Origin of the sequence: Paenibacillus harenae (assembly GCF_030812415.1) — a bacterium.
Lineage (GTDB): Bacteria > Bacillota > Bacilli > Paenibacillales > Paenibacillaceae > Pristimantibacillus > Pristimantibacillus harenae_A.
The window spans coordinates 466,102-492,051 of sequence record NZ_JAUSST010000005.1 but is presented as its reverse complement, the minus strand read 5'-3'; the positions used below and the strand labels follow the sequence as shown (position 1 = coordinate 492,051).

Annotated in this window: 23 protein-coding genes; all 23 read right to left on the bottom strand. The window is 51.6% G+C overall.

Annotated elements, in window-relative coordinates; genetic code table 11:
• Positions 1–8: 8 nt before the first annotated feature.
• Positions 9–1,265 (bottom strand): Ger(x)C family spore germination protein, encoded by a 1,257-nt coding sequence (locus J2T14_RS20345; protein ID WP_307473644.1) that lies wholly within the window; start codon positions 1,263–1,265, stop codon positions 9–11.
• Positions 1,262–2,875: a spore germination protein gene (locus J2T14_RS20340; protein ID WP_307473641.1), complete on the bottom strand. Its 1,614-nt coding sequence runs from the start codon at positions 2,873–2,875 to the stop codon at positions 1,262–1,264. Before J2T14_RS20340 ends, J2T14_RS20345 begins: the two co-directional genes overlap by 4 nt.
• A 155-nt stretch (positions 2,876–3,030) precedes the next feature.
• Positions 3,031–5,253, bottom strand: coding sequence for a methyl-accepting chemotaxis protein (locus J2T14_RS20335; protein WP_307473639.1), 2,223 nt, complete (start codon positions 5,251–5,253; stop codon positions 3,031–3,033).
• A gap of 159 nt (positions 5,254–5,412) precedes the next feature.
• The gene (gene fhuB / locus J2T14_RS20330; RefSeq protein ID WP_307473637.1) at positions 5,413–7,476 is read right to left on the bottom strand and encodes a Fe(3+)-hydroxamate ABC transporter permease FhuB; all 2,064 of its coding nucleotides are present in this window, start codon (positions 7,474–7,476) and stop codon (positions 5,413–5,415) included.
• Positions 7,473–8,513, bottom strand: coding sequence for an ABC transporter substrate-binding protein (locus tag J2T14_RS20325; protein ID WP_307473635.1), 1,041 nt, complete (start codon positions 8,511–8,513; stop codon positions 7,473–7,475). Before J2T14_RS20325 ends, fhuB begins: the two co-directional genes overlap by 4 nt.
• 251 nt (positions 8,514–8,764) lie before the next feature.
• The gene (locus J2T14_RS20320; protein WP_307204798.1) at positions 8,765–9,169 is read right to left on the bottom strand and encodes a F0F1 ATP synthase subunit epsilon; all 405 of its coding nucleotides are present in this window, start codon (positions 9,167–9,169) and stop codon (positions 8,765–8,767) included.
• Positions 9,170–9,193: 24 nt separating this feature from the next.
• Positions 9,194–10,600 (bottom strand): F0F1 ATP synthase subunit beta, encoded by a 1,407-nt coding sequence (gene atpD / locus J2T14_RS20315; RefSeq protein WP_307204797.1) that lies wholly within the window; start codon positions 10,598–10,600, stop codon positions 9,194–9,196.
• 83 nt (positions 10,601–10,683) lie between these two features.
• Positions 10,684–11,544, bottom strand: coding sequence for an ATP synthase F1 subunit gamma (gene atpG / locus J2T14_RS20310; protein WP_307204796.1), 861 nt, complete (start codon positions 11,542–11,544; stop codon positions 10,684–10,686).
• A gap of 122 nt (positions 11,545–11,666) precedes the next feature.
• Positions 11,667–13,181, bottom strand: coding sequence for a F0F1 ATP synthase subunit alpha (gene atpA, locus J2T14_RS20305; protein WP_307204795.1), 1,515 nt, complete (start codon positions 13,179–13,181; stop codon positions 11,667–11,669).
• 25 nt (positions 13,182–13,206) lie between these two features.
• Positions 13,207–13,746, bottom strand: a complete 540-nt coding sequence (locus tag J2T14_RS20300; RefSeq protein ID WP_307473633.1) for a F0F1 ATP synthase subunit delta — start codon at positions 13,744–13,746, stop codon at positions 13,207–13,209.
• The gene (gene atpF / locus J2T14_RS20295) at positions 13,743–14,225 is read right to left on the bottom strand and encodes a F0F1 ATP synthase subunit B (protein WP_307473631.1); all 483 of its coding nucleotides are present in this window, start codon (positions 14,223–14,225) and stop codon (positions 13,743–13,745) included. Before atpF ends, J2T14_RS20300 begins: the two co-directional genes overlap by 4 nt.
• A gap of 134 nt (positions 14,226–14,359) precedes the next feature.
• Positions 14,360–14,575, bottom strand: coding sequence for a F0F1 ATP synthase subunit C (gene atpE / locus J2T14_RS20290; protein ID WP_307204792.1), 216 nt, complete (start codon positions 14,573–14,575; stop codon positions 14,360–14,362).
• Between the two features lie 84 nt (positions 14,576–14,659).
• On the bottom strand, positions 14,660–15,427 hold the full coding sequence (gene atpB / locus J2T14_RS20285) for a F0F1 ATP synthase subunit A (RefSeq protein ID WP_307473628.1): 768 nt from the start codon (positions 15,425–15,427) through the stop codon (positions 14,660–14,662).
• Between the two features lie 22 nt (positions 15,428–15,449).
• Positions 15,450–15,818, bottom strand: coding sequence for an ATP synthase subunit I (locus tag J2T14_RS20280; protein ID WP_307204790.1), 369 nt, complete (start codon positions 15,816–15,818; stop codon positions 15,450–15,452).
• Entirely contained in the window at positions 15,811–16,044 is a 234-nt protein-coding gene (locus J2T14_RS20275; protein WP_307204789.1) for an AtpZ/AtpI family protein, read from the bottom strand. The genes J2T14_RS20280 and J2T14_RS20275 overlap by 8 nt, the downstream gene beginning before the upstream one ends.
• A gap of 191 nt (positions 16,045–16,235) precedes the next feature.
• Positions 16,236–17,384 carry a non-hydrolyzing UDP-N-acetylglucosamine 2-epimerase gene (gene wecB / locus J2T14_RS20270; protein WP_307204788.1) on the bottom strand — a complete coding sequence of 383 codons (1,149 nt, stop codon included), beginning with the start codon at positions 17,382–17,384 and terminating at the stop codon, positions 16,236–16,238.
• Between the two features lie 106 nt (positions 17,385–17,490).
• Positions 17,491–18,120 carry a uracil phosphoribosyltransferase gene (gene upp, locus J2T14_RS20265; RefSeq protein WP_307204786.1) on the bottom strand — a complete coding sequence of 210 codons (630 nt, stop codon included), beginning with the start codon at positions 18,118–18,120 and terminating at the stop codon, positions 17,491–17,493.
• Positions 18,121–18,610: 490 nt separating this feature from the next.
• Positions 18,611–19,576, bottom strand: a complete 966-nt coding sequence (locus tag J2T14_RS20260) for a hypothetical protein (protein ID WP_307473626.1) — start codon at positions 19,574–19,576, stop codon at positions 18,611–18,613.
• A gap of 348 nt (positions 19,577–19,924) precedes the next feature.
• Positions 19,925–20,881: an ABC transporter ATP-binding protein gene (locus J2T14_RS20255; RefSeq protein ID WP_307204784.1), complete on the bottom strand. Its 957-nt coding sequence runs from the start codon at positions 20,879–20,881 to the stop codon at positions 19,925–19,927.
• The gene (locus tag J2T14_RS20250; RefSeq protein WP_307473863.1) at positions 20,878–21,882 is read right to left on the bottom strand and encodes an ABC transporter ATP-binding protein; all 1,005 of its coding nucleotides are present in this window, start codon (positions 21,880–21,882) and stop codon (positions 20,878–20,880) included. Before J2T14_RS20250 ends, J2T14_RS20255 begins: the two co-directional genes overlap by 4 nt.
• A gap of 13 nt (positions 21,883–21,895) precedes the next feature.
• A complete protein-coding gene (locus J2T14_RS20245) occupies positions 21,896–22,831 on the bottom strand; it encodes an ABC transporter permease (protein WP_307204783.1) in 936 nt (311 codons plus the stop codon).
• Complete coding sequence (locus J2T14_RS20240) at positions 22,828–23,763, bottom strand: ABC transporter permease (RefSeq protein ID WP_307204782.1); 936 nt, start codon at positions 23,761–23,763, stop codon at positions 22,828–22,830. The genes J2T14_RS20245 and J2T14_RS20240 overlap by 4 nt, the downstream gene beginning before the upstream one ends.
• A 122-nt stretch (positions 23,764–23,885) precedes the next feature.
• Complete coding sequence (locus J2T14_RS20235; protein WP_307473623.1) at positions 23,886–25,559, bottom strand: peptide ABC transporter substrate-binding protein; 1,674 nt, start codon at positions 25,557–25,559, stop codon at positions 23,886–23,888.
• Between the last annotated feature and the right edge of the window lie 391 nt (positions 25,560–25,950).

Sequence of the window (25,950 nt, the reverse complement as noted above, 5' to 3'; positions counted from 1 at the left end):
CCGACCACTCATTCCACGATAGATTCGCTTCTTATGCCTGAACTGGAAATTTTCGTCTTGCACCTAATGTTCGACTGAACGCTCGAAAATTCAGTGTCCCACTCCGCTTCTACCCGCTTCCATAACGATGGCTTATGCATATAGATTTCTTTGCCCCAACCGAGCGCATCCGAGCGAATATCCTTCTGCAGAACGCGAATCGCCTCCTCCGCTTCGGACTTAACCGTTTGGCTTGCCAACTCGCCTATTTGTTCCAGCACGCTCTCTTCCATCACCTTGACGCCTGGGCACATGATTTCCTGTATGCCTCCCGTAAGCAGCAGTTCGGCCTCGATGATCGGCTTGCCATCCCCACTCTGCTTCACTTTGTATAAACGCTTTGCGTTTTGCACTTCTACAGTCAGGTAGCCCTCCGACTCCGGGCAGGCTACTTTGACGACTGTGTTCTTCACTTTGTCCTTCAACCATGCAAGACCCCGAGATTGCTTCGACGTAAGGAAACCAACGAGCTTGCCGTCCTTAAGCACACCCATCGATGCAAGTGACGGCACTGCTTCCGCAGGAATGCTAGTTATGTTGTCCGCCTTATTGCCTGCCGACTTGTCTCCCTCGATGCGCAAGGAAGGTATAACGCCTTGCTCTCCCCCCTTACCCGCCAATCTTGTAATATCCTTTACATATGTAGCGTAATTGGTAGCATACGCTTCCTCGTTCACCTCGATCATTTCACGAAGCTGATTGACCGGGATCGATTCCATCTGCGTCGTCGTCTGGAGCAGCTTGCGGGCGCTCGTTCCGCGCGTTAGGGCAATCTGCATATCGGTCCGAATATCGGGATTCCTCTCGATGAGATCAACAAGCGGATAGACGCCCCGGCGTGCCATGGCTTCGCTAATGATGAGCATTTGAGTATGGGAGAAAAAAAGCCGACGCGACGTCTTCGTCGACATTTTGCGAATCGCCTCGAATACGGTATCCCCCGTTTCTGTGAACGTCGTCACGGTCGGCCCGCCTCCGCTGCCCTTGCTCTCCGATGCAACGTTCTGCGGCAGTACAACTTGAACGGTTAGCTGCAATTCCTGCTTGCCTGACGGATCAGGATCAATCCCGACCGCGTAAACAACGCCAAGCTTATCCAAATATCGCAAGTCCCAGCAACCGCTTAGTAGCAGAAGCATGCAGATTACGCAGATTAACCGCGCAAGCCCTCCGCCCCCGCCTACTCCTGCTCTTTGCACCCAAGCCCGGATTCGGTTTGCGATCATTGCCCCGGCTCCTTCCGAAGCTCCGGGTCTACCTGCTGCCGTACCTTATTATCGGACTTGATCCGCTGCGGGCGCTCCTTCATCAACCATAATGGGGCACGAACGAACGTATCCTTCAGATCGGGGCCTACGAATGGCGCAAACGGCGTCATGTAAGGTACGCCGAACGATCTAATATTGGAAAGATGCAGCAGAATGAACAGCGTGACGAGCGCGATACCGTAGAAACCAAGCGTTGATGCGGCGAGCAGCAGGAAGAAACGCAACAACCGCGCGGCGATGCCAAGACTGTAATTCGGCGAGACGAAGCTGGCAATCGCCGTGAACGAAACGACAATTACGACCGCCGGGGACACGATACCGGCCTCTACGACGGATTGTCCGATGACGAGACCGCCTACTATCGAGATGGTATTACCCGCAGCGCTTGGCATGCGCACGACCGCCTCGCGCAATATTTCGAATACAAGCTCCATAATGAAAGCCTCCAAATAGGCAGGAAACGGTACGCCTTCCCGCTGAGCCGCCAGCTTCAGAAGCAGCTGCGTCGGTATCATCTCTTGATGATAGCCAATAATGGCCACATAAACAGACGGCATCAGGAGAGCAATAAAAAACGATACGAACCGCAACAAACGCAGAAACGTCGCAATGTCGAACCGCTGATAGTAATCCTCTGCCGATTGGAAAAATACGTTGAGCGTTGCCGGCACGACAAGTACGAAAGGCGTGCCGTCGACAAGCACCGCAACCCGGCCCTCCAGCAAGTTGGCCGCTATCACATCCGGCCGTTCGTTGCTCATCACGGTAGGGAACGGCGTCCACTTCTGGTCGCCGATTAGTTCCTCGATATATCCGGATTCCAATATGCCGTCAATCTCGATTGATTTCAGCCGCTCACGCAAATCATCGATAACGTCTTCGCCGGCAAGACCTTTTATGTACATGAAGCTGACTGGCGTTTGCGTCAAATCTCCAATCGTCACTTGCTCCATCCAAAGCCTCGGACTGCGAATCTTCCTTCGCAGCATCGCCGTATTCGCGCGCACCGATTCCGTGAAGCCTTCGCGCGGACCGCGTATAACCATCTCGGTCTTCGGCTCTTCAATGCCCCGGCGCGGTCCTCCGACAACATTGGCGGCTATCGCTCGCGCAACTCCCTCCACCATTATGATGCAGTAACCCAGGAACAGCTTCTGGTATATCAACTTCCAATCCTTCACTTCCACTGCAATACCGGTTGCCAGCAGCTTCTTCTCCATCCACTTAAGCATCGTCATATCTTGCGCCTGCGACTCGACGTCGTACCGATCCCGGTGCAACGGCTGAATGACGAATTCATTCATCCGCTCATCGTCAATCATCCCTTGGACATAAATAAGCAGGATTGGCGTATTATCGCCGTTATTTAATTCCAATTCGCGATAGATGATATCCGGACTTTCTCCGAGCTCTTTTTTGCACATCTCCATATTTTGCTTCACCGAGGCGGTAAGGGGCATCTCCTCTATTCTTTTCAATTGCTCCGTTTCATGCTTCACCGCTTTGGGAAGCCTCTTCTCATCTGTTCCGCCGCTTTTGCGTCTGCCTTGCGTCATACGTCCCGACATTACACCCTTGCCCCCTCTCTTTCCGCCTTAGGATTAGAGTGCCTCTTGCATTCCATTTTTATGTACATGCTAGTTTCGACAAAAAAACCGCAAGCCCGTTTACGAAAAACGGCACTTGCGGCTCTATTCAGCAACTTCGTATGTTTATGATTCGTTTATCTGATTCTTGATTCGGTCAGCTTGAACTGTCCGACCAATTGCTGCAGCAGCGTCGTAATCGACTCCACGCTTTGAGAGGTTTGGCGAACATTGGTCATCTCGCCTATAAGCTCTTTCACCTTGCCCTCTACATCGGATGACACTCTGCGATTCTCGCGGCTGACAAGCGCGATCTTCTCCATCAGCTCGACAACCTCGTCAACGACCTGCGTCTTCCGCACGTCTTCGGCATGAGCGGCAGCGAGCGTACTGGCGGCAGTCGCGACAAGCTCCGTCCCTTCCTCTACGACCCGAGTCCCTTCATCCATGGACGCATAGGCTTGCTTCGCTTCCTCATAGATATGATGAGTAATCGTATGAACCTCTTCCGTCGATTTCTTCGTCATATCGGCCAGCTTGCGAATTTCGGCTGCGACTACCGCGAAGCCTCTGCCTTGCTCGCCGACGCGGGCTGCCTCGATCGAAGCGTTCAGCGCCAGCAAATTCGTCTGCGAAGAGATCTCCTCGATGACTTGCAGCACGCCCCTTATCTCTTGTACCGTTTCCATGAACCGATGAATCGTCTCGTTCGTTTGGCCGACCTTGGCCGAAATATGGTTCATTTTATCGCCGATCCGATCGACCTCGGACTTCGCTACCGCGATTTGCTCCGCAGCTTGCTCTTCAAGCAGCCTTAGCGTCGAACGCATGTCGCCAGCGGTATCCTTAGCCGTATCGATATCCTTCAACTGCAATCGTATGCTTCCGATCATATCGCTTACTTTCCCGCTCACCCGCTCGGTCGACTCCGCCGTAATAGCCGCCGACTCGTTAAGCACATGCTGGCTGGACAGCACATCCGCCGCGGCCAGCTTGACTTGCAGCATAACGCCTTCGAGCGAGTCGATCATATTGTTGATCCACTTCGCCAGTTCCTTCGATTCGTCATTGTCGAACACCGATAGATCGAGACGTTGCGTCAGGTCGCCCTTTCCTTCCGCGTTCATCCGGATAAAGGAATTCACTTTGCGCAAATGCCCTACGACTCTGCCCGCTTCCTTGCGCTGGACGATTCCGGTAAATAGAACCCCGAACACGAGCGTAAATGCGAATATCGCTGCAGCTGCGACCCAAGGCGATACCGATGAAGCGATAAACCCGATAAGAAGCGCCGACAAAATGCTAAGCACGAGCGTTGAGCCCCATTGAATTTTGCGCTGTCTCCAGCCAATGCTGCGAATCCGGTACACCTCTTCCAAATCGCCTTCGCACATCATGCCCCACCTATCCGGGCAATGCGGCAGCTGGAACGTTACGCCTTTGCCGATTACGGAGATATGACGGTAATCCGAATAACCCGGAAACTGAACGAACAGATTGCTGCCATTCCGAATCGTATTCGCAACTCCCGGATGCAGTTGTCCCGTCGCCGGATCGGTAAATATCAGCTCAAGCTCCGTATGCTCCTTGATCGATACCGTTCCCCAGTCTGTCGTAACGCCATCCTTCAGGTTCTCGCCATGCGTGAACGTCCGATCCTCGAACCGGCTGCGCGACAATGCCGTACCCGGGACGATCTGCCGGTTAAGACCCGGCTCGGCCATGAAAATATAGTTGTCTCCCGAGTCCGGGTAGACGTGGCCCGATTCGCGCTGAATTAAGTCGCCGATGACATCGTTCGGCACGCGCGCGCAAAGGGTAACCGAAGCGCCGCCTTCCGCCGTGAACGGGCAAATGAACAGCAGCGTCATTTTATCGTGGAAGGAGGAAGAACGCGCGCCAAGCCCCAGCGTGATCGGATCGCTGTACGGCCCGAACAAGCATTTCCGCGGGCTGCCGTCCTGCGTCGCATAGACCAAGCCATTATAAATCGCGCTGCCCGGGCGATACACATTTCCGACATGACCGGCATGCGTGGAATAGATCACCGTGTGCTGGTCATCCATAAGAAAGAGCTCCGTCATATCGATGGCGCGGCCATACGTACGTTCTAGCAAACGTTCGATGGATGACGGGTCTGCTTCGGATAGCTTACCTCCGCTTCCCGCAAACACAGCCTTTAATTGACCCGCCAGTTGATCGAGCTGATCCCAGTTCTCCATCGCCCACGAAGATAGAAGCTCCTTCCGCGTCTCTGCAATCCCCTCGAAGCTCTGCTCGACATCTTCCTTCAAATCTTTATTTAATTGCCAAGAAATCCAGAGCGGAAACCCAACTTTCATCCCTAACCAATCGAACATGACCTTCTCCTCCTGCTCTTCTCTATCTCCTACTAATGTTAACTATATTAACATAGGTTGTAGGATATTTCATGCAGAAGATTAGCTTTTTCGTCAATTAAAGCCCTTTTTTTGATAAATATTCTTAAAATATGTCGTAAACACGAATATTAAATGGAATTAGCTGCTTTTCTTTCGGTTAGCCTGCCACATCAGCCACATGAAGTAAGGAGCTCCAATAAGGGCCGCGATCAGTCCCGACGGAATTTCTTTCGGCGCAAGTACGGATCGTCCGACCGTATCGGCGAGCACGAGCAGCACGGCGCCCAGAAGGGCGGTGAGCGGAACGAGCTTGCGATAATGCGGGCCTACGAGCATTCTCGTGATATGAGGCGCTATCAATCCGATAAAACCAATTGAGCCTACGACCGATACAGCCGCAGCGGCAAGCGCCACGCCTAACCCCCCGATCAGCAATCTGGCGCGATCCGCCTTCAAACCCAGATTGGTTACAGTCGTATCCGTGAATTGTAAAATATCGATCCTTCGTGCCAGCAGCCAAGCTACCGGCAATAGGATTAACGGCCAGTAGACTAATTGCCAGAAATCATCCCAAGTCCGTGCATAGGTCGTGCCCGCAAGCCAGACCAGCGTCGTCGCGACGGTCATCTTCATCCGGATGACCAGAATTTGCACGATGGCGCTGCCTGCCGCCGATACGCCAAGTCCCAGCAAAGCAACGATTGCAGGTTGAAATCCGCTCTTTCTGCCTAATAGGAACACAAGCGCCGAGGCGCATACCGCCCCGATAAACGCTCCGGCAGGCAACCACTGAACCGACAGGCCGGTGAATACGGCCATAAGCAGCATCGCGCCAACGCTAGCGCCTGCCGTCACGCCAATAATGGAAGGATCGGCAAGCGGATTGCGTACGATGCCCTGCAGCAGCAGACCGCTAACCGCTAAGGTAGCGCCGGCAAGCGCGGCAACCAACGTGCGCGGCAGCCTCATATCGATTGCCAGTCGTTTGACCTGCTCATCGCCATTGCCGAATAAGGCCAATAAGACATCGCCGACAGGAATTCGCAAGCTGCCGAAAGCCAAGCTCGCGACAACCGCTGCCGCCAGCAGAACGAATGCGCCCGCAACCCATGCGGCGTAAGGAACGCGCGCAAGCTTGACTGACGACGCGGAGGTAGCCTGTGGCGCACCCTCGCGCTTTGCTTTAACCGTCCGAAGGACCAACCATACGAGCCATGGGCCGCCGATCAAGGCCGTTACAGCACCCGCCGGCATTGGACCGAGCGAATGTCTGAACTGCATAGCGGCCGTATCGGACGCAATGACGATAACCGCTCCCCAGATGAACGATGTTGGGAGCAAGGCAATATGTCCCTTCGCACCGAGCATCCGCATCAGATGCGGGGCGATGAGCCCGACGAAACCGATCGGGCCAACAACACTGACGGCAATAGCAGCCAACACGACCGCTATTGCGATACCGGAGAATCGAAGCTTCCATGCCTTTTGGCCAAGAGAGGTGATCGTATCCTCATCCATCTCCATGAGATCCCACTTGCCTGCCAATAAGCAGGCTAACAGCACGCCGCCTATTATCCAAGGCCACGCATGCTGCACGCCGCCCCAACCGTTCTGCACCAAGGAGCCAGAGCCCCACAGAAACAATCCCATCGTCTTCTGCTCGAAGAACAACTGCAGTGCTGCGACGCCCGAACTAAGCGCCATTGTGACGATCATGCCTGACAAGGCTAGGCGAGCCGGAGAAGCCTTCGCTCCTCCAGCCATCGTAAAGGCAAGAAGCGCAGCAGCTGCTCCGCCAGCGCAAGTCAATAGGAATGGGTAAGAATGAGCCAGCACGGGAAAGAAGATCGTACAAATGGTAAGCACAAAAAACGCACCTGCATTAATGCCTAGCGTAGCCGCCGACGCGAGCGGATTGCGCGTAGCGTTCTGAAGCAATGCGCCCGCAACGGCCAATGCGCCTCCTACAAGTATACCGATCAACGTACGTGGAAATCGCAGCGTCCATAGAATCTCATGCTCCATCTGCGGATCGAATGAGAATAAGGCGGTAATGGTAGTCTTAAGCGGGAGATCGGCTTCTCCCTGCGTCAGGTGGACGGCAGACAGCACCGCAAGCAGAAGGAGCCCGGCTGCCGCTAGCAGCACAGGGCTCTTCATCGTTTGTTGCTTATGCTTCTTCGTTACGGCTTGATGGCTCATTTGGCAAGCAGGTCAGTTACTTTGTTTGCTAGAAGCTCTGCCGATAACGGGCCGCCGAATGGCCAGATGCCGTCTAGGTTGTAAAGGCGGTTTTCTTTAACGAACGGAAGATTGTTGTATACATCGTTTTTAGGAAGCAATTCGCTGAAGATTGTATCTCCAGGGCTAATTGTATACAGCAGGCTAGCTTGCTTCGTCTCATCCTTCGTCAACACTTCCAGCGAGCCTTCCGAGTAGCCGTACATTTGGAACGTCTCATCCTTGTGAGCGTTTTTCAGTCCGATTTTGCCCATAATCGACATCGCCATCGAATTATCCGTGAACAAGCGGAATGTCGCTACACCGTCCGTGCTCCATGCTTGCGTCAGGACGATCGATTGTCCTTCTTTGCCGGCAGCGGCAAGCTTGCTCTTCGATTCCACGTAAGACGCGTGCAGGTCAGCCAATACGCTCTCAGCCTCCGTTTTCTTGTTAAGAGCTTCACCGATCGCGAGGAATGTCTCTTCCATCTCGGTGTACTGGTCAACTCCTCCTTCAGCTGGAAATGGGTTGAAGATCAGTGTCGGCGCGATTGCTTTCAGTTGGTCGTAGATCGCTTCATGGCGGGTTTGAACGCCGATAATAAGGTCAGGCGCAAGACTCGTGATCGTCTCCAAGCTCGGTTCTTGACGCGATCCAAGATCGACTACGTCAGCATTCAGCTTCTGTTCCAAATAGCCGTACCAGACGTTGTAGTTCTCGATATCCGTCACGCCAGCCGGTTGAACGCCAAGCGCCAACAGATCCTCGGCATATGTCCATTCCAGAACGACAACCTTCTTCGGTGTTCCCTTGATTTCTGTCTCGCCGAGCACGTGCTTAATCGTACGTACGGTATCATCCTCCGCAGTAGGTGCATTTGTAGCTGTATGGTTAGCTTGTTCTGTATTAGTTGCACTTTCATTGTCCGTAATGCCTTTATTTCCGTTACCTCCGCAAGCAGCCAGAAATACGACCATTGCAGCCAGCATTAAGCTCATTAGTTTCAATCGTTTCATTCCCCATCATTCCCCCATATTGATAATCTCTCTTACCACTTTCACTATGATAAAGATTCTCATTATCAAAGTCAATAATTTTTTTCTAGCACAAACCCGTCCAGAATTAACAGGGGGGGGCCCTTTATGCCGGATTCGAACACATGCTCCACAGAAAATAATTGGAGTTATTCCTGTTATAACTTAAAAGCAACCATAAAAAAAAGCACTGCTAAAGCCCAGAGGGCTATCGCAGTGCTTTCTCTATTTGCTTACTTCTGCATAATGGTCAGACGGTTCATCGCGCGTTGCAGAGCGAGCTCTGCGCGGCGGTAGTCGACCTCGTCACGCTTATTGGCAGCCAGACGTTGTTGCGCGCGCTGCTTGGCAGCTTCCGCACGTTCGATATTGATATCCGTAGCCAGCTCGGCGCTTTCGGCAAGAATAACGATCTTATCCTTGCGTACTTCGATAAACCCGCCGTTAACCGCTACGATATCGACTTTATTGCCTTCGCGCTTGATCGTTACGGGAGCGATGCGAAGCGGCGTTACAAGGGGAATGTGGTTCGGCAAAATGCCGAGCTCGCCTTCTACGCCCGTTACGCTTACCATGTTCGCAGTCTCCGCGTATACTTTACGCTCCGGAGTCACTATTTCTACCAGAAAGGTACTCATGTGGATTCCTCCCGCCTTTCGCTACTATTGCAGCGTTTTGGCTTTCTCGACGGCCTCTTCGATTACACCTACATAACGGAAAGCTTCTTCCGGAAGGTCATCATGCTTGCCTTCGAGAATTTCTTTGAAGCTGCGAACGGATTCTTTAACAGGAACGTATTTACCCGGTGTGCCTGTGAACGGTTCGGCAACGTGGAACGGTTGGGACAGGAAGAGTTGAATTCTCCGTGCGCGAGCAACGGTCAATTTGTCTTCTTCGCTCAGCTCGTCCATACCGAGGATTGCGATAATATCTTGAAGCTCTTTGTAGCGCTGAAGAATTTTCTTAACGCCTTGAGCTACGTTGTAATGCTCTTCGCCCAGAACGCCCGGGCTAAGGATACGGGAAGACGACGCGAGCGGATCAACCGCCGGGAAGATACCCATTTCGGAGATTTTACGCTCCAAGTTCGTCGTTGCGTCCAAGTGGGCAAACGTCGTTGCAGGAGCCGGATCCGTGTAGTCATCGGCAGGTACGTAGATCGCTTGGATCGATGTAACCGAGCCTTTTTTCGTCGACGTGATACGCTCTTGCAATTGACCCATTTCAGTTGCCAGCGTTGGCTGGTAACCTACGGCGGATGGCATACGGCCTAGAAGGGCCGAAACCTCGGAGCCTGCTTGCGTGAAACGGAAGATGTTGTCGACGAACAGAAGAACGTCTTTGCCTTCCTCATCACGGAAGTACTCGGCCATTGTCAGACCCGTCAAAGCAACACGTTGACGTGCGCCTGGAGGCTCGTTCATTTGACCGAATACCATCGCTGTTTTGCTAAGAACGCCGGAATCCTTCATCTCATGGTACAAGTCGTTACCCTCACGAGTACGTTCGCCTACACCTGCGAATACGGAGATACCGCCATGCTCTTGCGCGATGTTGTTGATCAATTCTTGGATCGTAACCGTTTTACCTACGCCCGCGCCGCCGAAGAGGCCGATTTTACCGCCTTTTGCGTATGGTGCGAGAAGGTCGATTACTTTAATGCCTGTTTCAAGAATTTCCGCTTGCGTGGACAATTCATCGAAAGCAGGAGCCGGACGGTGAATTGGCAGGTTGATTGCCGATGTTACGTCCCCAGCTTCGTCAATTGGTTGGCCAAGTACGTTGAATACACGGCCAAGCGTTGCCGCTCCAACCGGGATTGTGATAGCTGCGCCAGTATCGACAGCAACCATACCGCGTACTAGACCGTCAGTCGTACTCATAGCTACGGCACGTACCTTATTGTCACCGAGGTGAACAGCTACTTCAAGCGTCAGATTAATATCGATGCCGCCTGCTTCGCCTTTTTGCTCGATTTTGACAGCGTTCAAAATTTCCGGCAGATTGCCGCGTTCGAACTCTAAGTCTACGACCGGACCCATGACGGATACAACGTGTCCTTTTTTCATGGTTTTCCCTCCTGGTTCCTTCTTGTTACTGCACCCAAGTATCGCTTATCGCAAGCGCCCTGCAGTGACAGTGCAATATATAGTTACGATTGAGCGTTCGCTCCTGCAACGATCTCGGAAATTTCTTGCGTGATCGCCGCTTGACGCGCACGGTTGTACGTAAGAGTCAATTGGTTAATCATTTTGTTCGCGTTCTTCGTTGCGCTGCCCATTGCCGTCATACGAGCGCCGAACTCACTGGCTTTGCCGTCCAATACCGCGCTGTAAATAAGCGTTTCCGCATATTTAGGCAGCAGCACTTCGAGCACGCCTTCAGCCGATGGCTCGTATTCGTACGATGCAACAGAACCTTTGCCGCTCACATCTTCCAGCGGCAGCAAGCGAACTGCTGTCGGCACTTGCGTAATCGCATTGACGAATTCGTTGTAATACAGGTGAAGCTCGTCGTACGTACCATCAGCGAAGTTCTTCACTGCAGAATACGCGATCGACTTAATGTCTGCGAAAGTAGGCGCATCGGGCAAACCGATCACTTCTTCGACGATCGGCATATTGCGGCGGCGGAAGAAGTCTCGGCCTTTGCGTCCGATAACGAACAATACATATTCGTCAGTGGATTTATGATTTTCGCGAATCGTTTGCGTTACTTTACGAAGGATATTGGAGTTGTAGCCGCCTGCAAGACCGCGGTCCGAAGTAATAACGAGGTAACCCGTTTTCTTGATAGGACGCGTCTCGAGCATCGGATGCTTTACATCCTTCGTGCCGGCTGCGATGCTTGCTACAACTTCCTTCAGCTTATCCGCGTAAGGACGGGACGCTGTCGCCGCTTCTTGTGCTTTTCTCAGCTTGGAAGCCGCGACCATCTCCATCGCTTTCGTGATCTGCTTCGTATTTTGTTTGCTCTTAATCTCGCGTTTAATATCGCGCATACCTTTTGCCATTTGATTCACCCGCCTTTGTTGCCTTGTGCACGCAACTCACGTAGCGTGAACAAAGCCTGGTGTTGGAGGAGTAAGGAAGCTACGCCCGGACTGAAATAGGACGGGCGTAGACGATTTATGTTCTAAGCCGTTACGGCAAAGCTTTTCTTGAACTTGTTGATGGCGTCAACGAGAGCTTTCTCGTTGTCGGCAACGATGTCCTTCGTATCGCGGATCGATGCGCCAATCTCAGGGCTGTTCGAATCCAGGTATGCGTGGAACTCTTTCTCGAAGCGAAGAATGTCGCCGACTGGAATATCGTCCAAGTGGCCTTTAACAGCGGAGTAGATCGAGATGACTTGCTTCTCAACCGGCATCGGCTCGTTAACGCCTTGCTTAAGGATTTCCATCGTACGCGCACCGCGGTTAAGGCGTGCAAGCGTCGATTTGTCGAGGTCGGAGCCGAATTGCGAGAACGCTTGAAGCTCGCGGTAGGCCGCAAGGTCAAGACGGAGCGTACCGGCTACCTTCTTCATCGCTTTGATTTGAGCGGAACCGCCGACACGGGATACGGAGATACCGACGTTAACCGCCGGACGTTGGCCCGAGTAGAACAGATCTGCTTCAAGGAAGATTTGACCGTCAGTGATCGAGATTACGTTCGTAGGAATGTAAGCCGATACGTCGGATGCTTGCGTCTCGATGAATGGCAATGCAGTCAATGAACCGCCGCCTCTTGCATCGCTAAGTTTCGCAGCGCGCTCCAGCAAACGGGAGTGCAAGTAGAATACGTCGCCTGGGTAAGCTTCCCGACCCGGTGGACGACGGAGCAAGAGCGAAAGCTCGCGGTATGCTGCCGCTTGTTTCGATAAGTCATCGTAGATTACGAGAACGTGCTCGCCTTTGTACATGAAGTATTCACCCATCGAGCAGCCTGCATAAGGAGCCAGGAAGAGCAATGGAGCTGGTTCGGAAGCGCCGGCTGTTACAATGATCGTGTAGTCAAGCGCGCCATGACGGCGAAGCGTTTCTACAACGTTAGCAACAGTGGATTGTTTTTGACCAACCGCAACGTAGATACACTTCACGCCGTTGCCTTTTTGGTTGATGATCGCATCGATCGCGATCGCAGTTTTACCCGTTTGACGGTCGCCGATGATAAGCTCCCGTTGGCCGCGGCCAACCGGTACCATCGCATCGATCGCCTTGATGCCTGTTTGCATAGGCTCATGAACCGATTTACGGTCGATAACGCCCGGTGCCGGCGATTCAATGGCACGGAATTGAGTCGTGTTGATTGGTCCTTTGCCGTCAAGCGGCTGACCAAGCGGGTTAACTACGCGGCCAAGAAGCTCTTCGCCGACTGGCACTTCCATAATTCGGCCAGTACGTTTTACTTGGTCGCCTTCGCGGATCTCCGTGTATGGTCCGAGGATTACGACACCGACATTGCTTTCTTCCAAGTTCAAGGCCATACCGACAACACCGTTAGCGAATTCGAGCAGTTCCCCCTGCATCGCGTTTTCCAAGCCGTGTACGCGGGCGATACCGTCACCGACATTGATTACGGTGCCGACGTCAACAACTTGAATTTCGGATTTATAGTTTTCGATCTGTTGTTTAATCAGCGTGCTGATTTCATCAGGTCTAATACTCAATTCGTTCACCCCTATCTACCATGCATTAGATTTTAAACGATTTTTGTAAACGATCCAGCTTGCCGGACAAGCTTCCGTCATAGAGACGGTCGCCGATGCGCACTTGCACGCCGCCGAGCAGGGAAGGATCTACTATTTGCTGCGCAATGATTTTTTTGCCGGTCAATTGTCCGAACTGAGCCGCTACGTTAGCAAGCTCCTCGCCGCTAAGCGATTGCGCGGAATAAACCGTCGCATGCGCTTGACCAAGCGAATCACCCGCAATCTTCGTATACGCTGCGTATACTTCGGCAAGATTGTCCTGCCGTCTGCGCGAAATAAGAATTTCGATTGTATTGAGTACGAGCGCGGAGATGCTGTCGCCGAAGGCCGCTTTTACTACCGCTACTTTTTTGTCCGGATCAATGCTAGGCAAGGAAAGAAATTTTTGAACGTCCACGTTTTGTTCAAGCGTTTCAACAATCAGCTTCAGTTCCGCTTCCACTTCGGCAACGATTTGCTGCGAAGCGGCAACCTCGAACAACGCTTTAGCGTAGCGCTTCGCTACGACCGTATCGCGGCTCATTTGTTTCCAACTTCTTTCAGGTATTGATCAACCAACTGCTCCTGTGCCTTCTCGTCCACTTGCTTCTCGATAATTTTCGATGCGATCTTAACGGAGATGCCGCCGACTTCGGAACGAAGAGCTGCAATCGCTTTGTTTTTCTCGCTTTCGATATCTTTGAGAGCGTCGTCTTTCAGGCGGGAAGCTTCGGATTTAGCCGTTTGCACGATTTCGTCCGCTTGCTTCGAGCTTGTCGTTCTCGCTTGCTCGATAATTTCGTAGGCTTCCTTGCGCGCTTGCTGCAGCGCTGCCTTCTGCTCTTCCATTTGTTGTTCGGCAGCTTTACGGCTGGAATCCGCTGTATTCATCTGTTCGAGCACCAATTGTCTGCGCTTCTCCATTACACCGAACAATGGACCGAACGCATACTTGTTCAAGAACCAGTACAAAATCAGGAACGAAATAATCGCTATCACTGTCGATTCCCAACTCAAACTCATTGAAGCCACTCCTTTCTTACCACAGTAGTGTCCAAGCGTGAACGGCTGTCGCCATCCGCTGTTTGATTAAAGCGTATTTTCATAACGAAGGCGAAGAGGGCTAGGCCTTCCCCGCCAATCATGACTGTTTTCAATTAAGCGCTGAAGAACGCCAAGAATCCGATAACTACGCCGATGATAGGCACAACTTCGACGATACCTACACCGATAAACATTGTTGTTTGAAGCTTGCTTTGAAGTTCAGGCTGACGAGCGATACCTTCAACTGTTTTGCTGACGATCATACCGTTACCTACGCCTGCGCCAACTGCGCCCAAACCTACTGCCAATGCTGCTGCCAAGATTTCCATTTTAAATTTCCTCCTCAAGATATGTTGTTTTTAGTTGTATAACCAACCCGGAGGCCCATGAGCTTGCCCGGGCATAAAGCGATATTAATGATGTTCATCGGCTTCGTCATGAATGGCAGCTTGCGAAATATAAACCATCGTCAGAATCGTGAACAGGAAAGCCTGAATGCCGCCTACGAATAAACTGAAGCCCTGCCAAGCAGCCAGGAACGGAATACCGACCCATTTAAGCATCAGAATCGTAGAAATTAGAACCTCGCCCGCATAGATGTTAGCGAACAACCGAAGTGCCAGCGTTACCGGTTTCGAGATAGTCTCAATAATGTTGACCGGCAAGAAAATCGGGAACGGATGGAAGTAATGCTTCAGGTAGTGCTTTCTATTTTGTTTAAGACCAAGGTAGTGGACGATCACGAATACGATAAGCGCCAGGCCTGCCGTAACCGAAAGATCCGCAGTTGGCGATTTCCAGAAGGAAACGTGCGCTTCGCCATGGTGCTCGTCCAACAACTCTTGCGTAATCCCCAATGCTTCGTTGACGTGATGTGCCTCGAAAGTGATACCGAAAGGCAAGCCGAGTAAGTTGGAGATGAAAATGAACATAATAAGCGTCAATCCTAGCGATAGGAAAGGTTTGACACGATTAAGCGGCATTGCGCTGGCAATAACGCCGTGAACGAATTCAACGACCCATTCCAGGAAGTTTTGCATCTTGCCCGGGTTGGTCACCGAAAGATTGCGAACAGCCAATCTTGCCACCAGCATCGTTATGACAACGGATACGAATAACGCGATTACGGTGGAAATATCAATGTTGAGTGGCCCAAGCTGCACTACGGGAAATTCATGCATGTAAAATTTTCACCCCTTTCCGCTAAGACTGTCGTTTGTTATGGAAATAAGCTGCTGCCAAAAGAATAAACGGCATAACCATACAGCCGATTAAAGCGGCCGGCATGCTGAACTTCTCCGGGAAGCGATAGGCGATCATGGCTACCAAAAGCACGGTCGCGATCCGGCTTCCGAGTCCGAGACCCATCTTGCGAGGTCCGGTTCCCGCTGCTCCATGTGTAACCATCTCCACTCGGCGTCTCAATAAAAACGCATTCATGGAACTTGCCGCCAATCCTAGAAGAAGGCCGAGTGTGACAATACGCCATTCCGGAGCGAGAGCCCATACCAGCAGACAAGCTGCCAGCAGATACAGGAGCACCCGAACTGCCGTCTTCATAATGTTATCCATCGGAATCCTCCAGAACCCTCTTTACAATCAGAATGGCTGAGAGAATGCCGACAGCCAGACCGACAAGCAGACCCGACATCTTCCAAGCCATCTCGCCGCCGAAGCGGTCGGCGCCCAGAGAGCCGATCCAGTACCCCAAGAAAATACAAACTGCGACATTGATTCCGAGAGCGCCTACTAGACCGGCGGCCAGCAACGGATTGTCCCTTTTGTTATTTCTATTCATTGGCTTGTACCCCTGTCAATCCTCATATATTTTATCGAAGCGGCGCTGGTTTTGTCAATTGATATAACTGCAAACATTTAGTGAACAAAATGTACAAAACCCTTGATTCTACTAGTGTTCCGAGCGATCAAAACCGTACAGTACTACTGTATGCTGTACATTGACCTTACAGTTGACTGAACGCATGTAAACTATGAACGTTCTGTGAACGAATCGGGGCGCGCCTTTCTTCTGCCAAAATGATGCAGGATCGCCTCGACGATGCGCTCCGACGCTTTGCCGTCTCCATACGGATTTGCAGCTCTGCTCATTCTTCCATATAGCTCCGAATCGTTGAGCAGCGCCTTCGCCCTGCCGTACACGGTCTCTTCATCCGTGCCTACAAGCTCAAGCGTGCCTGCTTCAATTCCTTCCGGACGCTCCGTCGTGTCGCGAAGGACAAGCGTCGGTACCCCGAACGACGGAGCTTCTTCCTGCATGCCGCCCGAATCGGTCATAATCATGTACGTATGCGGGTAGAAGTTATGGAACTGGAACACGTCGAGCGGCTCGATCAATTGAATGCGAGGGTGATTGCCAAGAATCTCATTAGCCGGTTCTCTAACTGCCGGGTTCAGATGGACCGCGTAGACGACTACGACATCCTCATGCTCGTCCACGATCCGCTTCACTGCACGGAAAATATTGCGGTGCGGCTCACCTAGCGACTCTCGGCGGTGTGCCGTCATCAGAATCATCCGTTTCCCTTTCGCCCAATCAAGCACGGGATGCATGAACGATTCGTCCACCGTGTATTGGAACACGTCGGTTGCCGTATTGCCGGTCACATAGATAGTTTCCTCGGACTTGTTCTCCTTGCGCAAATTGTTCGCCGACCACTCCGTTGGGGCGAAATGCACGTCGGAAAGGACGCCGGCAAGCTGCCTGTTCATCTCCTCGGGATACGGAGAAAGCTTGTTCCACGTGCGAAGTCCCGCCTCGACATGGCCGACCTTAATCTGCTTCAAGAACGCCGCATAGCTGGCAAGAAACGTCGTCTGCGTATCGCCGTGCACAAGCACGATATCCGGCTTTGCTTGCTGCAGCACCGGATCGAGGCCTTCAAGCACGCGTACGGTCGTTTCCGTCAGCGTCTGGCGATCTTTCATTACGTTCAAATCGTAATTCGGTTCGATCTCGAAAAAGTCCAGCACCTGATCCAGCATCTGGCGATGCTGCGCCGTCACGCATACGATCGATTCGATCTGATCGTCATGCTTCTGCAGTTCAAGAACAAGCGGTGCCATCTTGACCGCCTCCGGACGCGTGCCGAAAATTGTCATTACTTTCAGTTTGGTCAAAAGTTTCCACTCCTATGAAAAAAACTGTATTGATGTAATTCGATGATGTGGGGGCCTAAAAGTTTGATAGCAAACTCGCTTCAAAAGCAGGGAAGTTTTTACTTCTCTAATTCGTTCCGAACATGCGGTCGCCCGCATCTCCAAGACCCGGAACGATGTAGCCCTTCTCGTTCAAGCGCTCGTCCAGCGCGGCGATATAGATGTCTACATCCGGGTGCGCATCCTGAACCGCCTTCACGCCTTCAGGGGCGGCGATAAGACACATTAGCTTAATCTGGTCGCAATTATGGCTCTTAAGCGAGGATATAGCAGCAATTGCCGAACCGCCCGTTGCCAGCATCGGATCGATAACGATCAGCATGCGATTGGAGGCGTCCGTCGGCAAATTAATGTAATATTCCTTCGGTTGCAGCGTCTCGTGGTCGCGAGCCAGTCCGATATGACCGACCTTGGCGGACGGAATGAGCTTCAATATGCCGTCAACCATCCCGAGTCCCGCGCGAAGAATGGGCACCAGACCGAGCATGCGGCCGGATACGACCTTGGCGTCCGTCTCGGCGACCGGGGTCTGTACTTTAATCGTGTCCAGCGGAATTTCTCTCGTAATTTCATAGGCCATCAATGTAGCCACTTCGTCAACCAATTCCCGAAAATCTTTCGTATTCGTCTCTTTATTCCGAATAAAAGTCAGCTTATGCTGAATTAAAGGATGGTCGCAAATGATTAGTTTGCTCATGGAGCGTAATTCCTCCCGTATATAGTTGTAGGCTTGACACAATCCCAACTATTATAGCATTGTAAACCCCTCGATGCATCTTGAGTTTTATTCATTTTCAGTATGTCCAAGCCAGCCCGGCTGATGCTGTGGCTTGTCGATAATTGCAGAAACGATAAAAGAAAGGTTATTTATGCTCTTACAGTACTCAGAAACGAGCCTCGACTCCAACAGCAGCTCCGTAAGTGCCTATATGCTCTTACAGACGCCGATGCTTATCCGACCTCCCACTGTAAGTGCGTATGTGATCTTGCACGAAGTCGCGGGCGTGCTCCAGCAGACTCAAATACTCTGTAAGATCCTATACACTCTTACAGACACCGCCACATACCTAACCACTGGTTGTAAGATCATATATGCACTTATAACTTTTGCTACATATAACAAACAACCCGCATCCTCCTAGGGAATGCGGGTTGCCCATAATATCATTCGTTACTTGAATCGATCGCTAATCTCCGCCTCCACCGCATCCGCCGCCGCAGGACGATCCGCCGCCGCCGCTCCCCCCGCCGCCGCACGAAGAATCGCCGCCGTGTCCGCCGGAATGGCCGTCATGACCGCCGTCGTGCCTGCCGTCATGCGAAGAGCCGCTGCATGCGTAAGTCGAATCGCCGCTCGAGTTCGCTTTACGTTCCTCTTCCGTCTGCAGATTATCCATCTGCCGGGCAAAATCATCGGAATGATGAAGCGAATTAAAGATAAGCATGCCCGACAGCATCATTAGCGCAGGATCATCATAGATTCCGTTTCTTGACGACCGGTCCTGACGGGTAATGATGCGTCTCTGCTTGGCCTCTCCCACTTGGCGCTTCAATCGACCGATCAGGTGACCGATCGTATCGCTCAAATCCCCATGCTTGAGCGAGGCTTTGCCGTTGAACCATCCATCTTTTAGTTGCTGCTCGCTCCATAACTCGATCTCCGAAAGTTTCGACTGCGGCAGCGGAGTACGGTAGAACGTTCCCCATACCCTTCCGCTTACCGGCGTCTGCTCGAATAACTCGCCATATACCCAGTCGAACCATGCTCTCTCGCCCGGTTCCGACTGTACGCCTGCTGCATGAGGCGCATGATGAATCATCTCGCCGCTGAATCCCGAGCAAAATTGCTCGTACTCCCTCGTGAACATAAGCATTTCATGCCAGATCGCGTCAGCTGAACGGCTATACATCGGCACGCTTCGCATAATCGCGCACATGAGGAAATAACGCTTCAGCTCGAACCACGTCCACTTCCATTCGTTATCCGTCAGACGGGGTTGCTCCTTCAGCACTCGATCCTTGACGCGTGCTTCGAAATCCAGCCCCAGCGCCGATTCGAGCCTCTCCGCTGCCGAACGGGCCGGATGCCCGTAGGGTACGCCCAGTGCCATAGGGGGCTCCGCAGACGGCCACGAGGCATAGATTCGTTTCATTCCTCTCGATCCTCCGTTCCGGTAACCCGATCCGCGTCCCTTCTTTTTAGTAGTTGCCCCTATTAGTCCAAATACAACGAACAATATAACGATCAGCGCTATAATGAACTCCATAACTTCCCCCATTTCAAACGCAATTCATTTCAAGTCCATCCATTACACTACGCGCAATCAACCCTACTACCTAAATTTTACCACAAAACGCTTCTTCATTAAAAGCCACAATTCGAACTCCATGTCGGTGGATGGCTGCTTATTCAATCTTTACGGGCATCCAAGCTCAGCCAAATCAAAAAACACACCAAAAGCGAGCATAAAATGCCGCTTCCAGTGTGCTTATCTTCATTATTATGCGTAGTGACATGCAGCAAAATGCCCTTTGCGCGTTTCCAATAGAGCGGGCTCGTCTACCTTGCAGCGATCGGTCGCGATCGGGCAGCGCGTGTGGAACTGGCAGCCCTTCGGCGGATTGATCGGGCTCGGAAGATCACCCGTCAGCACGATGCGCTCGCGCGTTGCTTCCACCTCGGGATCGGCAATCGGAATCGCCGACATAAGCGCGCGCGTATAAGGATGCGCAGGCATCGCGTACAGGTCGTCGCTGGAAGCCAGCTCGACGATTTTGCCCAAGTACATAACGGCAACGCGATTGCTTATGTGCTTAACCATGGAGAGGTCATGCGCGATGAACAAATACGTGAGTCCCATCTTGCGCTGCAAATCCTGCATCAAGTTGACGACTTGAGCTTGGATGGACACGTCAAGCGCGGAGATCGGCTCATCGGCAATGATGAACTTCGGATCGACCGCAAGCGCTCGGGCAATGCCGATCCGCTGGCGCTGGCCGCCGGAGAACTCATGCGGATAACGCGTTGCATGGCTTGGGTTAAGGCCAACCAGATCGAGCAGATTCTCGACCTTTTTCCTGCGTTCCTTGCCGCCGTTCGCGAGGTTATGAATATCGATCGGCTCGCCGATAATGTCCATAACCGTCATTCGCGGGTTGAGCGAGGCATACGGATCCTGGAAAATCATCTGCATATCGCGGCGAAGCGCCTTCAGCTTCGAACCTCTCAGCCCGTAAATGTCCTTGCCTTCGAATGCAACCGAGCCGCCGGTCGGTTCATAAAGCCGCATAATGGTGCGGCCAGCCGTCGACTTGCCGCAGCCCGACTCGCCGACGACACCTACCGTTTCGCCCTTCTGGATCGAAAGGCTAATATCGTTAACCGCTTGAAGCGTCGTACCGCCCCCAAGGTTGAAGAACTTGCGCAAGTTTTTCACTTCGATCAACGGTTGGCTCATAACGACACCTCCCGTTTCGGCTGCGCGAAAGGATGGGCCATCCAGCATGCCGATGCATGCGACTCGCTGTCGCCTACCTTAAGCAATTCGGGATCGTTATCGACGCAGACGCGCATCGCTTCGTCGCAACGCGCGCAGAAGCTGCAGCCGACCGGCGGCTTGATCAAATCCGGCGGCATGCCGTAGATCGGAACAAGCGGCTCGTCCTTCTTCTGATCGAGCCTTGGCACCGAGCGCAGCAGACCCTTCGTATACGGATGCTTCGGATTTTTGAAAATTTCCCATTTCGTTCCTGTCTCGACCACTTTGCCGGCATACATCACGATAACGCGATCGCACACATCGGCTACAACTCCAAGATCATGCGTAATTAGAATAATAGAAGTGCCAAGCTTTTGCTGCAAATCTTTCATCACGCGCATAATTTGCGCTTGAATCGTAACGTCCAGCGCCGTTGTCGGCTCATCCGCTATAAGCAGCGAAGGGTTGCAAGCAAGCGCGATTGCTATCATCGCCCGTTGGCGCATACCGCCCGAGAATTGATGCGGGTATTGATTCACGCGCGAAGCCGGATTCGGTATGCCTACCAGTTCGAGCATCTCAATGGCGCGCGCACGTGCCTTCTCGTTGCTTAATCCTTGATGCTTAACAAGGCCTTCCGTTATCTGACGGCCGATCGTTAGCGTCGGATTCAGCGAAGTCATCGGATCCTGGAAGATCATGCCCATTTCCTTGCCCCGCACATCCTCCATTTGCCGATCGGTCAGCTTCAATATATCTTTGCCCGCGAATTGAATCGAGCCTGTCGTCTTCGCCGGCGGGGACGGAACGAGCCGCATCAGCGATTGAGCCGTGACGCTCTTGCCGCAGCCGGACTCGCCGACGATCGCTACCGCCTCGCCTTTATTCACATGAAAGTTGACGCCGCGCACCGCTTGCACGATGCCGCCGCGAACTTTAAAATCAACGCGAAGGTCTTTGACTTCAAGCAATCTTTCCATCATGATCCACCTCCTACTTCTTCATCTTCGGATCGAGCGCATCGCGCAAGCCGTCGCCGAAAATATTGAAACAAAGCATCATCAAACTGATAATCGCAGCCGGGAACCACATTCTCCACGGATAAAGCGTCCATGCTTTAATCGCATCGTTAATCATCGTGCCGAGCGAAGCCGAAGGCGATTGCACGCCAAGTCCGAGGAAGCTTAAGAAGGCTTCGGCGAAAATCGCGCTCGGCACCGTAAGCGTCAGCGTTACGATAATCGGTCCCATTGCATTCGGTATAAGATGTCTGAACAGAATACGCGGCGTGCTTGCGCCAAGCGCTTGGGCCGCCATGACGTACTCCTGGTTTTTGAGCTGCATGATTTGCCCGCGAACGAGCCAGGCCATATTAATCCAGCCTGTTATGCTGAGGGCCAGTACGATCGTGAACATACTCGGCTCCATAATGACGATGAGCAAAATAATAATGAGCATGCTCGGAATCGAATACAACACCTCGCAGAAGCGGTTCAAGATCTCGTCCACGCGACCGCCGAAGTAGCCCATGATGCCGCCCATAATAACGCCGATCACGAGGTCGGCAAGCGCGGCATAGAAACCGACCTGCAGCGAGATGCCCGTTCCCATCCACGTACGCGCGAACATATCGCGGCCGAGATTGTCCGTTCCGAACCAATAGGTTCCGTTCGGCGAGGTATTCTTCTCTTTCAAATGGTTGGTAGAATAGTCTTGGCCCATAAGCTCTGAAATCCATGGACCTATGATCGCCATGATGATGATAACGACAAGGATAGCAAGGCTAACCATCGCCATTTTGTTCGTTTTCAGCCGCAGCCAGGCGTCCTTCCAAGCCGAAATGCTTTCGCGGACGACCGTCTCCGTTTTCTTCTCTTCTTTGCTCAGCTTGGCAAAGTCGTCAGGGGTTAACATTTTCTCAGCCATCATTTAGCCCCCTTCCCTCTGCTTAGCTTAATTCGCGGATCGACGAAGCCGTAGGCGACATCGGTCAAGAACCGCGCGACCATAAGGATGATGCCGTAAAATAACGTAAGGCCCATAATAAGCGTATAATCGCGGTTCGTAATGCTTTGAACGAAAAACTTGCCGATGCCGCCGATGCCGAATATTTGTTCAACCACGACGGAGCCCGTAATAATGTTTGCCGTCATCGGCCCAATATAAGTGACAACGGGCAGGATTGCATTGCGCAGTGCATGACGGACAAGAATGATGCGGCCGCTGAGTCCTTTGGAACGAGCCGTCTTAATATAATCAGCGGATAGAACCTCAAGCATTGTCGAACGAGTCAAGCGTGCAATGAACGCCGCCGGCAGGAAAGATAGCGCAAGCACGGGCATAATGTAGTCGGTCCAATCATTCAGTCCCGATACATCCAGTAGGCGGAGCTTAAGGCCGAATACATATTGCAACGCCGACGCCGCAAGGAAGTTCGGAATCGATACACCCAGCACGGCAACGACAATCGTAAGGCTATCCAATAATTTTCGATGGTTTAGCGCAGCGATAATGCCAAGAATCAAGCCTGCGGCAACGGAAACGATAATCGCCAGCACCCCGATTTGCGCGGAATACACAAAACTGTCTTTAATAATGCGAGTGACGGACATATATTGCTGCTTCATCGACATTCCTAAGTCTCCGTGAAGCAGGTTGTTCAAATACATCAAATATTGCTTCCATATCGGCTGATCTAAACCGTACATGGCATATAGACTTTCTTTAATTTTCTCGGGAATCGCTTTCTCACGCAGAAACGGATCGCCCGGAATAAGCTTCATCAAGAAGAAGGTTGCTGACGCAAGTACAAACAAGGATGCAAGCATCGATAAAAATTTTTTGGACACGTATTTAAGCACTGCAACGGACACCTCCTTACAAATGAGCAAAACGCTACAACAGCCTGCATGGAATCACTCAAAAGAAAGGGATATATACGCAGCTTGCGCATATATCCCTGACCTCAAGTGCTGGACTCACCTTACTTCGCTACGTAGTAGCCGCGAGTGTACTCAATGTCGCCTTTGTAGTCCAGGTATATATTTTCGAATCCTGGTTTCAGCATGTATACGCTGCTGTAGTAGTAAATCGGCAAGATCGGCAATTGATCCATCAAGATTTTTTCCGCTTCTTTCATAGCGTCGATACGCTCTTGTTGGTCGCTGCTTGCATATGCTTTTTGAATCAGGGCGTCGTATTCGGCAGAAGCAAAACCGGTGTTGTTTTGTCCGCCTTTCGTTACGAACATGTCCATGTAAGTCATTGGATCGTTGTAGTCCGCTCCCCAGCCCGCACGTTGAATTTCATAGTTCATCGCCGTACGGTTCTCAAGGAATACGGCCCATTCTTCGTTGCCTGTGCCTACAGTGATGCCCAGGTTCGTTTTCCACATGTCTACGATCGCATCGGCAATCGCTTTGTGCGAGTCGTTCGTGTTGTAAGTCAGCTTCACTTCAGGGAACGAAGAGAGACCAAGCTCCTCCAAGCCTTCAGCAAGCAATTTTTTCGCTTCTTCTACGTCTTCCTTGAAGAAGTCGTCTTTCACTTCGTCGCGGTAGTCGCCTTTCACGCCTACGATACCCGGAGGTACGAAACCGAAAGCCGGCAGCTCGCCCGCTTGCGTAATATCTTCAACGATCGATTGGCGATCGATCGCCATTGCAAGAGCTTTACGCACCTTCACGTTGTTGAAAGGCGCTTTCTCCATGTTGAACATGTAGTAGTACGAGCTAGCCGTCCCTACTTGGTGGAACTCGTCTTTCTTCGATTCGGCAAGAACCGGAATTTGCTCGGCCGGAATTTCGCCGGTCGGTTTGCCTGTGTAATCAAGCTGATCCGTTTCATAGTTCGCGAGCTCGGTAGCCGAGTCTGCGATCATCGTGAAATCAACGCTTGTGAATTTCACTTGATCTTTAGCGTAATAGTTTTCGTTAGGTACGAGCTTGATGGAAGTGTTGTGCTGCCATTCGCCCATTTTGAAAGGACCGTTGCCGATAATCGTCGCGGCGTCGGCAGCCCAGCCCGCATTTTCCTTAGCGGATTGATGAACAGGGTTATACGTATAGAACGATGTCAGACCTAAGAAATAAGGCGTTGGGGAGTTAAGCTTAACTTCCAGCGTTTGAGCGTCCAGCGCTTTAACGCCTACAGCGTCGGCATTCGTTGTTTTGCCTTCGTTGTAATCTTGGGCGCCTGCGATGTAATAGAATTGGTATGCGTATGTCGATCCGATAGCCGGGTCAAGCGCGCGTTTCCAAGCGAATTCGAAGTCATTTGCCGTTACAGGGTCGCCATTGCTCCATTTTGCATCGGAGCGAATTTTGAATGTATAGGTTTTGCCGTCTTCGGAAATTTCCCAAGACTCGGCCATACCTTCAACCGTGTTGCCTGATTCGTCTTTGCGAGTCAAACCTTCGTAGATACCCGTTGCGATTGTACCGGACACGTTGTCTTCCATCAGTGCCGGGTCAAGACTTGGCGGTTCGGAATGAAGATTCAAGCGGAAAGCTCTAGCTTCCTCTTGGCCCTCGGATCCGCCATCGTTGCCGGAGTTGTTCGGATTTGCAGGGTTGTTGTTTTGGTTGCCGCAGCCAGCTAAGACGAGCGTAAGCACCAACAAAAGCGTTACATACGAAAATACTGTTTTCTTTTTCACTTCGTTTCCTCCCCTGATTTTGTATCAGATGCAATTTTTTGTAACACTAAAATCGCAAAAATTAACGATTAATAATTACACAAAGTGCATAAAAATTCATTTTGCATAATTATGAATCTAAATGAATAATGAATTCATTAATTTTCACGAAAATAATATACTATTACTCTGATTTTAACGTAGAAAAATATATACTAACGCTGATTGCATTGTCAACTGGCTAAAAATTGCCACCGTAACTATTTTGCAAATCCGATTTTGCTGGAAATTCGACAAATCCCTTGTTGCGTATAGGATGCTACAATTTTTCGAAATTACACTTGCGGTTTTTTTTACTTTAAAAAATTTTTTACCGGAGCTTACAAAACGTTTGTAAATAGCTTTTGGATAT